13 protein-coding genes are annotated in these 15,963 nt (G+C 56.0%); 3 read left to right on the forward strand and 10 right to left on the reverse strand.

Annotation, left to right across the window (positions count from 1 at the left end; genetic code table 11):
- Window positions 1–36: 36 nt before the first annotated feature.
- The 6 genes from DSM3645_RS25745 to DSM3645_RS25770 form a co-directional block, all read right to left on the reverse strand.
- Window positions 37–462: a hypothetical protein gene (locus DSM3645_RS25745; RefSeq protein ID WP_002655579.1), complete on the reverse strand. Its 426-nt coding sequence runs from the start codon at window positions 460–462 to the stop codon at window positions 37–39.
- Between the two features lie 65 nt (window positions 463–527).
- Window positions 528–1,469 carry a DUF1559 domain-containing protein gene (locus tag DSM3645_RS25750; RefSeq protein ID WP_002655580.1) on the reverse strand — a complete coding sequence of 314 codons (942 nt, stop codon included), beginning with the start codon at window positions 1,467–1,469 and terminating at the stop codon, window positions 528–530.
- A gap of 153 nt (window positions 1,470–1,622) precedes the next feature.
- The gene (locus DSM3645_RS25755; RefSeq protein ID WP_002655581.1) at window positions 1,623–2,789 is read right to left on the reverse strand and encodes an AraC family transcriptional regulator; all 1,167 of its coding nucleotides are present in this window, start codon (window positions 2,787–2,789) and stop codon (window positions 1,623–1,625) included.
- A 93-nt stretch (window positions 2,790–2,882) separates the two neighbouring features.
- On the reverse strand, window positions 2,883–4,997 hold the full coding sequence (locus tag DSM3645_RS29030) for an ATP-binding protein (RefSeq protein WP_002655582.1): 2,115 nt from the start codon (window positions 4,995–4,997) through the stop codon (window positions 2,883–2,885).
- A 298-nt stretch (window positions 4,998–5,295) separates the two neighbouring features.
- The gene (locus tag DSM3645_RS25765) at window positions 5,296–6,567 is read right to left on the reverse strand and encodes an alpha/beta hydrolase family protein (RefSeq protein WP_002655584.1); all 1,272 of its coding nucleotides are present in this window, start codon (window positions 6,565–6,567) and stop codon (window positions 5,296–5,298) included.
- A 152-nt stretch (window positions 6,568–6,719) separates the two neighbouring features.
- Window positions 6,720–8,063: a PhoH family protein gene (locus DSM3645_RS25770; RefSeq protein WP_002655585.1), complete on the reverse strand. Its 1,344-nt coding sequence runs from the start codon at window positions 8,061–8,063 to the stop codon at window positions 6,720–6,722.
- A 482-nt stretch (window positions 8,064–8,545) separates the two neighbouring features.
- Here DSM3645_RS25770 and DSM3645_RS25780 point away from each other — a divergent pair, with 482 nt between their 5' ends.
- Window positions 8,546–10,015: an FHIPEP family type III secretion protein gene (locus DSM3645_RS25780; protein ID WP_002655586.1), complete on the forward strand. Its 1,470-nt coding sequence runs from the start codon at window positions 8,546–8,548 to the stop codon at window positions 10,013–10,015.
- 303 nt (window positions 10,016–10,318) lie between these two features.
- Here the strand turns inward: DSM3645_RS25780 and DSM3645_RS31675 are convergent, their stop codons facing one another.
- From DSM3645_RS31675 to DSM3645_RS25790, 3 genes are all read right to left on the reverse strand, one after another.
- Entirely contained in the window at window positions 10,319–10,450 is a 132-nt protein-coding gene (locus DSM3645_RS31675) for a hypothetical protein (RefSeq protein ID WP_261339881.1), read from the reverse strand.
- Between the two features lie 138 nt (window positions 10,451–10,588).
- A complete protein-coding gene (locus tag DSM3645_RS25785; protein WP_131282835.1) occupies window positions 10,589–10,969 on the reverse strand; it encodes a hypothetical protein in 381 nt (126 codons plus the stop codon).
- Between the two features lie 92 nt (window positions 10,970–11,061).
- A complete protein-coding gene (locus tag DSM3645_RS25790; RefSeq protein ID WP_040353023.1) occupies window positions 11,062–11,940 on the reverse strand; it encodes a YihY/virulence factor BrkB family protein in 879 nt (292 codons plus the stop codon).
- Between the two features lie 261 nt (window positions 11,941–12,201).
- Between DSM3645_RS25790 and DSM3645_RS25795 the strand changes: the two genes are divergently transcribed.
- The gene (locus DSM3645_RS25795) at window positions 12,202–12,990 is read left to right on the forward strand and encodes a Spy/CpxP family protein refolding chaperone (RefSeq protein WP_002655589.1); all 789 of its coding nucleotides are present in this window, start codon (window positions 12,202–12,204) and stop codon (window positions 12,988–12,990) included.
- A 90-nt stretch (window positions 12,991–13,080) separates the two neighbouring features.
- On the opposite strand, the gene DSM3645_RS25800 is transcribed toward DSM3645_RS25795, so the two are convergent.
- The gene (locus tag DSM3645_RS25800; protein WP_002655590.1) at window positions 13,081–13,554 is read right to left on the reverse strand and encodes an FxsA family protein; all 474 of its coding nucleotides are present in this window, start codon (window positions 13,552–13,554) and stop codon (window positions 13,081–13,083) included.
- A 182-nt stretch (window positions 13,555–13,736) separates the two neighbouring features.
- Between DSM3645_RS25800 and DSM3645_RS25805 the strand changes: the two genes are divergently transcribed.
- Entirely contained in the window at window positions 13,737–15,950 is a 2,214-nt protein-coding gene (locus tag DSM3645_RS25805) for a serine/threonine-protein kinase (protein WP_002655591.1), read from the forward strand.
- Window positions 15,951–15,963 lie beyond the last annotated feature (13 nt).

Below are 15,963 nucleotides of genomic sequence, written 5' to 3' on the forward strand. Positions count from 1 at the left end.
CCAAGAGTGGTGGGTAAAGGTGCGGGGAACTTTTGTCTAGCGACGGCCAGCGGTGGTAGGAACGACGATATCTCGCGAGCGGTCGTCATCGGCGACTTCGATCAAAGTGACATATTCGTCAAACAGCGGATGGCCTAAGAATTCAACTCCCGGCGCATCGGCCGGATCAATTTCAAAAGGTTGGGGCGCTGCGCCGTCATAGCCGGCGATCCGTACGTTGTACTGACCCGGCGCTGGCCCGGCGTCGGCGGGCAACTGGTAGCCGCCGTTTTCAATTTTTGCGCTCACAACGGCGACATGCATGGTGGAACTGCTTGGTTCAAACGAGATTCGCCCTTTAGGAATCGGTTGACCGTCGTAGGTGACCAATCCTTTCACCGCGACACCCGGGGATGCAGGACCGCAACCCGTCAGAAAGATCCCCGCCGCCAAGGCGAGTGAAAGGAAAATTTTGCATTGCATGAGAGGTTCTCTCCAAGGAGATGAATGATCCGAAGAAGACTGCTTATGGCTCGACGACGATGCGATTAGGGAAACGCAACCGCTTGTCCATCTTGACGATCGCCAAGTAGGCGAAAGATGTCGACATTCAACGTTTCGGCGACAAAACGAACCGAGCCATCGGCCAAAGCGACCTGAGCGCCCCCTGGATGACCGCTAAACAGCGTGCGATGCATATAGGCGAGATTCGAAGAGCAGCATTTCGTGTTGATCGAATCGACCGCGGCCAGCAAGATGCCGCCGCTGCCAAAACCATCGCTGCCGCGCGGACCAGAAGACCAACTGTAGGCTGGCGAGACTTCCCAATTTTCGCCAAGCAACAGAGTGTTCGAAGAACCGTCGGAGATGGCTCCAAAAGAAAGCTTTCCATTAACAATAAGCACGCCGTTCGTATAGATCAGACGTTCGTCACTGATGTACTTACATTTGGCGTTGGCGACGACTCCGCCGCCCATGACCCCGGCGTAACTTGTCGAGAAGTCGACTTGCGAGCTATTCGGATTCGAGGGGCACTGAAACGCTTTATTTTGCGTAGTGGACATCGCCAGATTTTTCGGATCGATGGGCCAACCGCGGGACGAAAGCTGGCAAGTCGTACAGCCGATAAGATGGTTGAAGCTGCCGCCAAAATTGAAGAGATCATGCGAGTTCGACTGTTCAAGAAACGGCAAAATCAACACCGACCACGGCGCCCGCGCCGTTCCATACGTGTTGCTGCCGGTAATGCAGGTCTCGGGCATGGAACTGATCTGCACTGCGCCGCAGGGAAAGACAAGATGCGTATCGTGATAGTTGTGGACCGCCAGCGCCATCTGCTTCATTTTGTTGCTGCAATCCATTCGCCGAGCCGCTTCGCGAGCTTGTTGCACAGCCGGCAACAACAGCGCGATTAAGACCCCGATAATGGCGATAACAACCAATAGTTCGACCAGTGTGAACGCGCGATTGGAAAAATAATTACGTTGCATGAGAAGAGCCTATGAGGAGAAGAGATAGGTGCATCAAGCAGAATTTATCCTGCTTCTCAATGATTATTTCCTATCCTCTTCGAGCAGGCCCCCCGCAACAATCCGCAAATACGTAGAATCACTCCGTTATATTGTCAACGACTGCGGGAGAGCTTACGCTTTTCGCCGTTCTCGGCGGTATTGGCCCGGAGGAGTTCTGAAGAGCTCGCGAAATGTTTCGGCCAGATGTTGCGTCCGGCGAAAGCCGCACTTCTCGGCGATGGCCGCAAGGGTGAGGTCGGTATGCGTTAGCAGTTCTTCGGCGCGATTCAGTTTCAGGCGGAGCAGTTCCTGGTTGGGAGAGCGTCCCAGCAGCTTGCGCAGCCCGCGTTCGAGCGAACTACGTGAGATTGCGACGGCGCGCAACACGTCCGAAACCGAAATTCCATCGCAGGCATGTTCGCGCATGAACAGGAGCGCCGCGGCGAGTTCCGGTTCGTCCACCGCTACCACGTCGGACGAAAGCCGGGTCACCACGCCCAGCGGTTCAATCAAGATCGGTTTTTTGGGCGGTTTGCCTCCGCGCATGAGATGCTCCAGAAGTTCGGCGGCGCGATAGCCAATCGCGACTCCGTTCAGCTCGATGCTCGACAGCGGCGTGCTGGCCATGTTGCAGAGCGATGCGTCATTCTCGACGCCGACGACGGCGACTTCTTCCGGCACAATTGCTCCGCACCGCCGGCATGCATCCAAGAGCCAAAAGCCAAGCTGATCGGTGCAGGCCATCACGCCGACCGGCTTCGGAAGTTGATCGACCCAGTCGGCCAGTTCCTGTTGTGCTTGTTCCCATTCGGTCGGTTGCTCACGACGATTGCGGGGATGATAGCGCGACGCTTCATAGCCGTTGTCGGCGACGGTCTGGACAAAGTTTTCGCAGCGCTGTTGAAAATACTCTTCGGCGCCGAGCTGATAGACGGCAAAGTGTCGAAACCCCCGGCTGAGAAAGTGCTCGGCGACCGATTTTCCTAGCGACCGATTGTCGACGCCGACAAACGGAAAGGAGTGCTGGAGTCGTGTCGAACGCAGCTCAACCGTCGGCAACTTGGCGCGACTGACTGCGTCGGCCATCGCTTGCGAACCGCTACGGGTCAGAATGCCGTTCCCTTTCCAGGCTGGCAGCCACGGAGGGGGCGGCGACTCCAGCGAACGGGATTCGACCAACAGCGACCAGGGGCCATGTTCGGCGACGTACTTGCGGACTCCATGCAACAACTCACGCCCGTAGGTGCGCGACGTTTCAATCAACAGCGCGACATGCGGAGAGGAAGCCTTGGACGGCATAAGTCATTGGGGAAAGAAGCGCAGAGAGATGGGTAAGCCCTTGATTCTAGTTTCGCGCTGCGAGAATTGAAATCAGGAAACGCAACGCCTTTACTACGTCCGCTTGGCGAGATCGCCGGACGCAAGGTGAGCCGCATGATAGTGGCTCTCGATCTGCGAGATCAGGTGAACGCGCTGGATCGGCTTGGAAGCGAAGTCATCGCAACCTGCTTCTAAGCACTTGGCCCGTTCTCCCGCCATCGCATGCGCGGTGAGCGCTACGATTCGACCGGTATAGCCGGCGGCCCGCAGGCGGGCGGTCGCTTCGTAACCGTCGACTACCGGCATCTGGATGTCGGTCAGGATAACGTGAAATGGCTCGTTCTGCCGGAGCGCCTCCAACGCGGCGTCGATCGCTAGTTGACCATTTTCGACCATGGTCACGGCGGCGCCTGCTTTTTCGAGGAAATAGCGAATCAGCCGTTGATTGTCAGGACCATCTTCGGCAACCAAAATGCGACAGCCTTGCAAACAATTGGGGGCGTTTGCTTTCGCCGTCGAGACGACGCTGCCGTTGGACTCATCGCAAGCGTCTTGCGGATGGACCATCGCAGGACTCTCCAGCGATCCGACGCCAACGCGAAATCGGAAAGTGCTGCCTGTTCCCGGCGTCGACTGAACAAGCGACACGTCGCCGCCGAGCAAACCGGCTAAACGGAGACTGATCGCCAGCCCCAAGCCGCTCCCCCCAAACCGACGCGACATCGACGAGTCGGCCTGCGAGAAGGGTTGAAATAGATTCTGTTGATGCTCGAGCGTCATGCCGATACCGGTATCGATCACGTCAAACTCCAACATCGGCCATTCAGGCGATTCGATAAATCGAACCGCGAGCGTTACGCTTCCTTCTTCTGTAAACTTGATCGCATTGCCGATCAGATTCATCAAGATCTGTCGCAAGCGCGTCGGGTCGGAAAGGATCTCTTGCGGAGTTTCAGTTTCGTAGCGCAGTTTCAACTCGACCTGACTCTGCTCTGCGCGTACTTGCATCAACGAGAGCACTTCTTTGATGATCGCAGCGGGCCGACATTGGACTTGCTCGACCGCGAGTTTGCCCGCTTCGATTTTGGATACGTCCAGGATGTCATTGATCAGGCCAAGTAGATGGATTCCGTTTCTTTGAATGGTGCGGATCACATCAATGCGACTCTTCGGCGCTTTCTGGATATCGCCATCTTCCAACAGGACGTCGGCGAAACCGAGCATCGCGGTCATCGGCGTCCGGATTTCGTGGCTCATGTTCGCAAGAAACTCGCTTTTCGCCAGATTGCTCGCTTCAGCGCGGCGACGCGATTCTTCCAGTTCATGATTCTTGACTTCCAGTTCCGCGGCGTACTCTTGTACGCGACTGCGCTGTTCGACCAATTCGTCCAGCGTGTCCCACAAACGCTCTTCAGTCGCGAGTCGCGAACGTTCGTTCTTCATTGCTACAATCAATTGAGCAACGGTGGTCAACAGCGGGCGCAGCTCGTCGATCAACGTGTCATCATATCCGCGCGACCGATTGGCGATGCCGATCATACCCACGACCAATTCGCCGCTAATCAACGGCAACCCCAAAAATGAAGACAGCGGCGGATGCCCCGGCGGAAGCTCTCCCAAACGCGAATCGGTCGCCGGCGAATTGGAGGTGATGAATTCGCGACGATGAATCGCCGCGCCGAATAGGTTATTCAATGAATCGGAATCAAAATCCTTTTTCATTTGCGATTCCCGCAGAAGCCGAGTCTCCGAACTCCAGGCCATGTTGATGATGCTGTCGACTCGCAAGTGCGGAAGGCCCGCATCGGTCGGCACGACTTCTCCGACAAAGCCAAATTTGCTTTCGGTGAAGTCCAGGACGAACTGGAGCAGTTGATCAGACAGTTGCAGCGGATTGTCGCCAGAGATATAGGACTTTTGCAGTTGAGCGACGAAGGTCAACAAGACCGATTTTCGTTGACTCTGGCGTTTCGCTGAATTCACCGCTTCGGTCGTCTTGCGCAACGCCGCGATATGCTCTTTTCGACGCTTGCGATCACGTCGTTGCCGTCGCTGCAAGACCGCTAATCGTAACGGGGAAGCGATCGACCAGCGACCTCGATAGGCGATTCCCAGAAGCAGCGAGAGCGCAGCGACTAGCGCAACGAACAGGCATATCAAGTGGAGCGTACTGATTGTGAACGTCATGCTGCGCAACCTTGTCGTGCCGCAGCGCAAGATCGAAGTGATCCGTCGCCGGCAATTCGGTGCAAACGTGCTCGAGTTTCAAGGCCATCGAGAAATTGATTGCGCTGAAGCATAGATTGCGGAATTGCGCGAAAATGCAATCGCACGTAATCCAGTCGAATCGTTCGCGCCAACTGCGCGGTTTCTAACGGTGTTAACGACTGAAAGCTTCGCTGGAAACCGAATTGGGCGGCGCTGACGCAACGAAAAAAGCCGCCCAGAATCTACTCAAGGCGGCTTTGGCGATTGGTCGCTAGGGCTATTTGCTCGTGAGCTGTTTGTCGGCGAAGTCGAGGTAGGCTTCCCAGTCACTCAACGTAACATCGTGTTTGCCGGGACGGATCCGGTAGCCGATACGGCTGTTGACCAACTGGTCAAGCGGCGGCATTTCTTCGACCGCCAGGCCGTCGGTTCCCAGCAAGCGATAAACCGGATCGGCGTAAAGGCCCGCCAGAAATTCACCATGCGGATCGGCCCAACGATCTTCCTCGGCGCTGCAGATCAAAACGGGACGAGGCGCAATCAGTGCGATCAACTCGTGCTGATCGACCGGGCAAGCGTCTTCGTTGTCGTCGTACTTCACGAAGTTGTCGCAGAACCAATGCGGAAACGACTTGTTAATGCGGCGGACCGATTCTCCAAATCGTCGGCGGCTGAGCGCTGCGCCTCCACAGCCGGAGTTGTTCGAGATCACCAACGCAAAACGTTCGTCAGTCGCACCTGCCCATAGCGAAGTCTTGCCGAGACGCGAATGTCCCATGACGATCATGCGATCGTGATCAATTGCGTCTTGTTGCTCGAGGTAGTCGACAATCCGCGACAAGCCAAACGCCCAAGCGGCGATACTGCCCCACTCGTCAGCGGCCGGTTTCGTTTGTCCTTCGGCATAGAACGCAGCATGAACGCCGTTTTGAAATTGGTCGTCAAAGTCGGGATCGATATCGCCGTAGTAGGCGGTCGCCACGGCGTAACCGCGATCGACGATCCGCTCGATCGGCCAACGTGACTTTGCAGCGCCTCGCGACTTTTCTGTCGCGGTATGGTTTTTGATTCCATCGGCGTCGTTGGCTCGCATCCATGACTTGGGCAACAAGATCTCTGGATCATCGCTCGTCGAATGGTTTCCTTTGAAGTTGAGAGCCGCGACAACCGGAACCGGAGAACCGCTTTTGGGCAGATAAAGCAGCAGGTCGGTATGCGGGCCAGCTTCTTCGCCGGTCAAAAAGATCCGGACCTGGCGACGCGTCGCTTTGCCGCCAAACGCATCTCCTTCACTTAAAACGCGACTGCTAATTTTTTGCGGACTTGGCGACTTTCCGTAGACTTCGGCCTCAAACATGGCGAGCAGCTCGGGACGGCGAATTTTTCGCCAGGCTTCGGCCGATGTGATCTTGGTTCCATCGGCGGCGACAAGCGGATCGGGGAGCGTGAACTGGGGGAGTTCGGCCTCGTCATACAAAACTTTGATCTCTTGGCCGAACAAGGGCATGGCGAGCACCAGCGCAAAAAATAGCGAAGTTAGTTGTCGCATCGGTGAGTCTCTGGAAGCTAGGCGGGAAATAATAAGAGCTGCGTGGGAGCGAGAAGATCGCCCCACGCAGCTTCAAGATAGTCGAACGTCGATCCCCAAGCCACCTAACGGGGCCGGAATTTCCCTTGAAAAGTCGACCTACGGTTAGGCGTTTACAGGAGTTCGCTCGCCAGATCGGCAAGATCCGAGCGTTCCCCTTTTTCTAGGCTAATATGCGCGTAAAGAGGTTGCCCAACCATGCGGTTGATCAAATAAGACAGGCCGTTGGAGAGCGAATCCAGGTAAGGATGATCAATCTGTTGAATGTCGCCGGTCAATATGACCTTCGTTCCTTCGCCGGCGCGGGTGATAATCGTTTTCACTTCGTGCGGAGTCAGGTTTTGCGCTTCGTCAACGATCATGTACATCCGTTGCAAACTTCGGCCGCGAATATAGGCCAGCGGCGTGATGACCAGCTTTTCCATTTCGAGCATGCGGTTGATCTTTTGCGCTTGCTTATCATTCTCGCCAAACTGATGTCGAATGACCGAGAGATTGTCGAACAACGGTTGCATGTAAGGATCAAGCTTGGCCGAAATGTCGCCGGGTAAATAACCAAGATCTTTGTTCGACAGCGGCACGACCGGACGAGCCAAAAGTATCTGTCGATAGTTAGAAGAACATTCGAGCGCGGAAGCGAGCGCCAGCAAGGTTTTGCCGGTGCCGGCTTTGCCGGCCAACGTGACCAGTTTTATGTCGTCATCAAGCAGCGCCTTGATTGCGAACAACTGTTCGGCGTTGCGCGGCTTGATCCCGTAGGGGGAGTATTTTTCGACGCGTTGCAAGAGTTGATTGTCGGCGTTAAACGTTGCCAGCACCGATTTGGAGCCGTTGCGGAGCACGAAATTCTCATTGGCGGTCGGTTGTTGCACCTCCGGGAAATCGACGGCGTTGACAACGCCGCCATTTTGGAAGAAGCGATCGATCTGTTCCGTCGAGATGTTTTCGACGATGCGTCGCCCTGTGTAGAGCTTGTCGAAACTCTCTATCTTGTCGTTGATATAGTCTTGAGCTTGCAACCCAAGACTCTTCGCCTTCATGCGAAGGTTGGTGTCCTTCGAGATCAAGATCACGCGCCGCTCGGGCGCGGTGCGCTGCAAAAAGAGGCCGGTGTTAAGAATGCGGTTGTCGGGGGAATCCGAAATAAAGACGCGGTTCAAGCGAGCGTCTTGTTCATGGCAAAAAACGACGCGTAACTTGCCGTGGTCATCGCCGAGCGATGCGCCCGCTTCTGAGAGAATGTCGCCTGTCAGTACGTCGATTTGGCGGAGAAACTCGCGAGCTTGGAAATGAATGTCTTCATTTCCTTTTTTGAATCGGTCCAGCTCTTCTAAGACCGTGATTGGAATGACAACGTCGTTGTCTTCAAAATTGCGGAAACTTTTGGCGTCGTGAAGAAGGACATTGGTGTCCAGCACAAACAGCTTGGGAAGCTGTTGGCCCACGTGATCAATCATGCGGTTTTGATCCTGAGCGAAACTAGATTGACAAATCTCAGACGGTCAAAACTCGGTTTCACCCGGATAATCGAAGGATCGCCATTTCGCCTCCCTTCATCGTCCAAAGACGACGCTACGTCCATGCGGGTCGCCTGTCCAAAGACAGGCCTAATCAGGCGGCTCGGTAAAGCGCCAGCAAAGTCGCAAGCGAACGACGGAAAGCCGTATCCCTTGATGACTTCGGCTGCATGCCTTTGTTCTAAATCGATGCGGCGGCAATTGTCCATACGAACCGTGAAAATTCTTTGTATCTTTTTTAACCATGCTCGTCGTCGGAATCGTCGTATTCGGAACGCAATCTTCCTGAATCTGCCGCTCCACGCCGTTTTTGGCTCATGCAAAAGGTTGCCGCTTGCTTCGACTTGTAACTACAATCACGGTGAACGCTTTGCTCGCGAAACGATTGCAGAATTCTCCTCGGATCAGGTAGGGGCGCTTCGATGGATTACTCCTCGATTCTTTCACGTTATATCGGCAGAGAAGTCTGCGTTTCGACTTTCGGTCACATCAAACTGCGAGGAGAGGTCGCGGCGATCTATGAAGATTGCGTTCGACTGATCAACGCCAGCTCGCAGGGGGACGCCGAAGAAGCCGCCTGGAACATCGATCCCGAGCATCACGGTCAGGAAGCGCTTGTTCATTTTCACCATATTGTCGCGATCAGCTGCGGCGACGAAGATTTACTCGATATTCCAGTCGTCGCCGACCATGGCAAGTCGCCGTGGTACGCCGAGCCAGAAGAGAAAGTCGAAGCGAGCCTGCCCGATTCAACCGAACCATGGCGCTCCTATTTAGCCATGGATCGACTCTCGCTGGAGGTGGGGCAATCGCTGATCTCGATCGTCGCGCCGGAGTCGAAAGACTTTTTCGATCGGATGACGGCCGTGCGTTGTCAGCTGGCCGATTCGCTGGGGATTGTCGTGCCGAACATCCGCATGCGCGACAATCGACAACTGAGCGACAACGAATATCGCATCCTGATCGATGAGAACGAACTTGCCCGCGCTCGCTTTGGCCCCGGCAAATATATCGCGCTCGATATGGGTACCGCGACCGAAACCTTGGACGGTTCGCCAGGCGTCGACCCGACTTTTGGCGGACCTGGAATCTGGATTCGGGCCGATCAACAACACGAAGCCGAAAAAGCAGGGTACCTGGTGATCGAGCCGAGCATGTTGCTGGTCACCCATTTGCAAGAAACCTTGCGTCGCCACTCGCACGAGATGCTGACGTTGGACGACGTGCGTCGATTGATCGAGATGCAGCGCGATGATCAAGCGGCCGAAGTCGAAGAACTGCGGGCCAGCCCGTTGTCGTTGTCGACCATCCACGCCGTGCTCGTGCGTCTGCTGGAAGAAGGGGTCTCGATCAAGAACTTTTCCCGCGTCCTGGAAACGCTCGTGCGACATGGCGCTCGGACCGGCGATGTAGAACTGCTGGTTGCGGCGGTGCGCGTCCGCTTGGGACGCCAAATCTGTCAGCGTTATCTGGATCGCGATGGTCGCGTCCATGCAATTGGTCTAGAGCCTGATCTGGAAGACCGTTTGCTGGAACTCAACGACGCCGGAGCCGGTCGCAAGGCTCGCCCTTGGGTCGAGCGTCTGATCGACAACCTGGCCGACAGTTTTCAGCAACTCGAAGAACAGCAACAGCCAACCGCACTGGTGACGTCGATCGATTTGCGCTGCAACTTGTGGCGGATGATCACGGCGCAGTTGCCGCGGGTTGCGGTGCTGAGCTTTGCCGAAGTCCCGCGCAATACCGAGATTTACTGGGAGATGCGAGTAGCGTCTGACGATATCGGGCTTCCCGAAGGGGGGGCGCGAACCGGCGCCGGCGCCAAGCCGTATACCAAAACAGCTCACTTGATTGAGAAGTTGGGGGAGAAAATGCCGCGTCAGCCTCGCTAATTGCGGCGGCGGAGTATTCTGGATTGCCCTCGAGCAGGTGAATGCGTAGGATTGGATTGTCACGTTTTTCTCGTTTCTATATGTCTGGATCTTGATGATTCGTTTCGCCGCCACTTTGCTGACGATGTTGGGGCTCGCTTTGGGCTCAACAACCAGCGTGGTTTTTTCCGCTCCGCTCTGTGCGGCGCCGGGCGAAACGACTTGTAGCTGTGCGAAAGCGGCGACTTCTCTGGACGGGACGACACAGTCCTGCTGCAGCGTGGCCCAACCTGCATGTTGCGGCGGTTCGCAAGGGAATTGCTGTCAGCAATCCTCCAGCGAGACGAGGATTACGGCTCCTTCCTGCGACGGTTGCTCTTGTTGCATCGAGCCAAGCGAGACGCCGCTTATTCCGGCAACGTCTAGCGAAACGCACACGCCGGTTGATTTGCTCACGTGGTCCGCTCCCCTCGCTCCCGAATATGCTTCTCCCCCGTTGTCTGCGTGTGATCGAGAAGATCTGCGTGCGGCGCGGACGGTTTCTTTGCAAGTTCTCCATTGTCGTTGGCTGAATTAAATCGAACGCTGCTGATATTACTTCGATTTCAATTCAGTTTTTACGATTTCTATTGGAGATTCATCCATGAAAAGTTTATTGGTTTTGGCTGCGCTCTTTTCGTTTTCGCTGGGCATGATTACCTGGGCGTCGGCCGAATCGGCGCCGGTTGACAAGACCGCAGCGAAGACGTGCGAGTGCGTCAACTGCGCTTGCCCTGATTGCGACGGCGAAACGTGCTCGTGCGAAGTTTGCGAGTGCGAGAAGTGCGGTTGCAGCGAGAAAGCCGCCGCGGCCACGGCTTGTGCGGCCGGCACGGCGTCGGAAACCGCTTGTGCATGCGACGCGGGATGTGAGTGCGAAGCTGGGTGCAAATGCTGCACCGGCGACGTTTGCACGTGCCAAGCATGTGAGTGCACCGCTTGCGACTGCGTTCTCTAATTCGCGTGTTGCGATAGCGCAACGATGAATCGACTTTGGCGCCCTTCTCTGCGGACGAGGGCGCCTTTTTTTATGTCGCAGATTCGTCAGTCGACGGCGGAAGCGGATCTTCGAGAAACCGGACGTAAGAGCAGCCGAACAAAATGATCCAGATCGCATAGTAAAGCCAGAGCATGCTGGCGATCAAAAAACCGATCATCCCAAACGTCGACATCTTACCGGTGACCACAAATATGTCGATCGGAATGCGGCAGATCTCCCACATGACGGTGCAAAGGAGCGCTCCGCGGAGGGCATGCCAGAAACTGACATTGGTGCGGGGAACCTGCCAAAAGACGAGCGTGATTAGAAGCCAGTTAAACATCAGACTGGCCGCATATTGGGTCGGCAGAAAAATCGAGAGTCCCCAAGCCGATCCATTGCGGATGAGAAACTGCTTCCAAGCAAAGAGAAAAGCCAACGCGGCGACGCCGACAAAGCCGAGCGCCATCACAAAGACGTAGGCTCTGAGACGGTAGAAGACGATTCGCCAGAGCAGTTGCCGCCAGGTCTCGCTGCTTGGGTACTCGAGATCGAAGATTCGGGAAAAGGCCCTTTCGAGCCAAGCGAAAGCAGTCGCTCCGACCAGCAACAGTCCCAGCAAGCCAAAACCGATGACCGCCGTGTCGCTTTGGGCGCCTTCACGCACAAAATTCATAAAAGCGGCGGCGGTCTCATCCGAACTTTCCGAAGCGATCCAGTTGCGAAGTTCGAGCCGTAAATCTTGTTCCGTAATGGATTCGCGCACTAACGATCTGGCCGTCGCAAAGAAGACGATCCCGGCGAGCAACATCCACATATAAACGTAAAACGCAATGCAGGCAGCAAATACGTCGGCGTCGCGGGTAGTCGAATGCTGGACGGCGTTCCAAAAACGTACTCCCCAGCGAGTAGCAAAACGATGAATCACAAATCACCCGCGTTGCGCGAAGACCTAGTTTGGACGGCTCGCATTATACGTGACGCGGCAAACAGCGTCGTTGTGGGTAAATTTCCAAAAACATGGCGTAACTTCGACAAAAGTGGTGGGTTTAACTAAATCGTCGCGGCCAGCGGTGCGTTCCGGCGTTCACTTGCAGCGCGATCTTTCTGATCAAAATGATCGGCGGTCGCAGTTCACGCGGGCGCCACCCTCCCTTTTCCCTTGCTCTCGATTATTTAGGAACCGAACATGAACGTGTGGAAAAATCAATGGTTGGCCGGTCTGGCCGCGGTTTGCTTGATTGCGGCGATGGCCCAAATCAGCGTTGCTCAAGGTCCCGGCGGACGGGGCGGTCGCGGTGCTGGCGGCTTTGGCGGCGCGAATAGCTCGATGCTGCTGGGGACCGAGCAAGTCCAGACTTTGCTGAAGCTGACGGACGAACAAAAAGCAGAGATCAAGACGATCACGGACGAATCCCGCTCGGCGATGCGTGAAATGTTTCAAGGCGGCGGCGACGATACCGACCGCGCCGCGATGCGTGAGAAAATGACCAAAATGGCCGCCGAAACTTCGGAAAAGGTCGGCGGCGTTTTGACCGCTGCGCAAAAATCGCAGTTGGTCGGAATCCTGCTGAAGACCGATCTCGGTTCCGCGCTCAACGACTCGATGGTCAAATCCGAACTAGGCGTTACCGAAGAGCAATCGAAGAAGATCGCCGCCGCTCGTGAAACGGCCAACGCCGAATTGCGTGGATCGTTCCAGGGGATGCGTGACGCTTCGCCCGAAGAACGCCGCGAAATGATGGCCAAGATGACCGAAGCTCGCACCGCCGCCGCAGGCAAAGTCAAAGAAGAACTGACCGCGGAGCAAATCGCCAAAATCGAAAAGCTGACGGCGATCGACTTCGAACTGGATCGCTCGCAGATGCGCGGCGGACAACGGGGCCAGCAAGGTCAACGCGGTCAGCGTGGACAAGGCGGCCAACGTGGACAGCGCGGGAATAACAATAGCGCCGAAAACGATGACGACGCGATCTAGTCTTCGCTCGCTCGGCTGAAAAAAAGAGAAGAGCCCCTGCTGTCGAATGACGCGGGGGCTTTTTTCGTATTCTAGGGACGCCGAGTTGGGTTAATCTTCTTTGCGAGCTTCGACCACATAAGAATCGAGGATCTCCGTATCAGGAGCCGGCGAAGGGGGCGAATCCGTTGTGAACCCATCGACCGTCGCAGAGGTCGTAAGATGAAAGTGTTTTTTCCCCCACTCGATTAGCCAAGCTTTGATCGGCTTGCGTAAGAAGGGAATCAGCAATGCAAACCCGGTGAGATCGGTCAGAATGCCCGGCGTGATTAACAGCACGCCGGCCAGCGAGATCAAAATCGCGTCAAACAGCGAATCGGTCGGCATCCGGCCTTGGGCGAATTCGCTCTGAATTCGGCGGTAGGTCGCAAATCCTTGATTTCGTGCTAGCATCGATCCGATCACGCCGGTGACCACGACCAGCGCTAACGTAAACAGCGGATCGGTTGCGCCAGCCAGAAACAGCAGCAGCGCCAACTCGGTCGTGGGGATCAAGATAAAAAGTAACAGTAGGATTCCCAGCACTCGTTTTCTCTCAAAAAATTGGAAACGTCGTTTCCGTCCAGTTTTGTCTGACTACTTCTAAGTTTAGAACGTTGTCGGTAAAGGGGAATTTGCGGCAGCGAGTTCACTCTCGCGCCGCGGCCCCCTAGAATGAATTCGCTGCTGACGGCCTGATCTTACGCCCACACCGACGCGACTATCGGATGAATTTGGAACGGACCGAACTGCAAACTGACGGCGACTTAAAAGCATCGGAGGAACTGAGCCTCCGTCGCACGCGCCCTCCCAAGGAAATCCCGGGTTACTCGATCGAACGTTTTCTGGGCGCCGGCGCCTATGGTGAGGTCTGGTATGCCGTCGCCTCCAACACTGGTCGACGCGTTGCGATCAAATTCTACAATCATCGGGCTTCGCTAGAGGACAGTTTGATCGCCCGAGAGGTCGAAAAGCTCGTTTTTCTTTCGGCGGACCGTTATGTGGTGCAACTACTGGACGTTGGTTGGGACTCGGATCCCCCCTACTATGTGATGGAGTACGTCGAGAGCGGGTCGTTAGAAGACCTGCTGAAAGTGAGCGGTCCCCTGCCGGTGGATCGCGCCGTTGAGATCTTCCACGATATCGTTGTCGGCCTGCTGCATGCCCATGCGAAGGGGATTTTGCACTGTGACTTGAAACCGGCGAACATTTTGCTGGATCAAGATGGCAAAGCCCGACTCGCCGATTTTGGACAGTCACGACTTTCGCACGAACAGAAACCAGCGCTCGGGACTTTGTTTTACATGGCGCCCGAACAGGCCGAACTGAGCGCTGTGCCGGACGTCAGTTGGGATGTCTACGCGCTCGGTTCCATATTGTACACGATGCTAACGGGAGATCCCCCGTTTCGCAGCGCCGGTGCGATCGGCGAGATCGACTCTGCGGCAGGACTTACTTCGCGTCTGGATCGTTATCGCCAGATTATCCAACACGCGGATCTACCAGTCGCTCATCGCGACGTGCCGGGCGTCGATCGCGAACTGGTCGACATTATCGATCGGCAATTAGCAGTCAATCCGCGGCGACGCTATCCGAACGTCCAGGCCGTGCTTGATGCGCTGGGCGTTCGCCAGCGAAATCGAGAACGTCGCCCTTTGGTTTGGCTAGGCATGATCGCTCCTGCCGTCTTGTTGGCGATCATGCTGGCGTTTGGTTTTTGGGGCTATTCGGCGGCAGTCAGCGACTCGGCCAAAGCGCTCTCGTCAAAAAGCTGGATCAGCAATCAGTTCGCCGCCGAATTAGCAGCGACCAACGTCGCGCACGATATCGAATCGCTGTTTGATGACGCCGAACGTTTTGCGAAACGCCCTGACGTGCTTGCGACGCTGCAATCGACGCTGGATACACCCGAACTAAAAGAGTTGTTATCGCGGCTGCACGACCCCAATTTAGGCATGAGCGAGCGTGCCCAACTGGTTCGCGAGTTTCAGGATCATGCGGCTCGGGAACCGCTGCAAGACCTTGTCACCGAGCGCTGGGCGGCCGGCGCTGGACGCTACGCCAGCTGGTTTCTGCTCGACAAATATGGCTTCCATATTGCATCGTCGGCCGGCAAATCGGTCGACTCGCCAGTGGGCGGTTACTATGGTTACCGTTCCTACTTTCATGGGGGAGAAGAGGATTTTGCGCACCCGGCGATCGATCCTCGCTTTCATGCTTCGGTTCCGCCGCAGGGAGGAATCTATCCGACTGCTACCGATAAGACGCATCTCTCGGCGGTCTTTTTAAGTACGGCCAGCAATACGTGGAAGTGCGCTATCTCAGCGCCGATACAGGTCGATGGCGAAACGATCGCCGTCGCTTCGCTCACCATTAACGTAGGCAATTTTCCTCGCTTCGAAGGTTCGCCGGAGCAGTTCGCCGTGTTGATCGATGAACGGCCGGGTCCGAATAGCGGGATGATTTTGCAGCATCCGCTTTTTGACGAACTGCTGCAAAACGAGTCTCGGCTGCCGGATCAATTTTGCGAAGACCCGGAACTTCGCGTCGGCGTTGAATCGATCGGCAACCGGGAAATGTATGACTACATCGATCCATTGTCGCATGACCCGGCCGGCGCGGCTTTGGCGGGGCCTTGGATCGCCGCAAGCCAGTCCGTGCGGATTACTCCCGGGGACGAAACCGCTTCGCGATCGACAGGTCTGGTCGTCCTGGTGCAAGAGAAGCAAGCGTCGGCCGTGGGACCGATTCATTCGCTCGGCAAGAAACTGGCGACCGCTGGCGTCACCGCGATGGCGATTATTACCGCGCTCGCCGGAGCGATGTGGGGATTTGTGTTGCGGAGCGGCTCACGCAGTTCCCGCGGCAGTTTTCTCGGCAGCGGGGCCAGCGCAACGCCGATTCATGACCAGGCGACGGTCGTTTTACCCAAAAAGCATTGACAACCGGCAATAG

This window comes from Blastopirellula marina DSM 3645, assembly GCF_000153105.1.
Classification (GTDB): Bacteria; Planctomycetota; Planctomycetia; order Pirellulales; family Pirellulaceae; genus Blastopirellula; species Blastopirellula marina.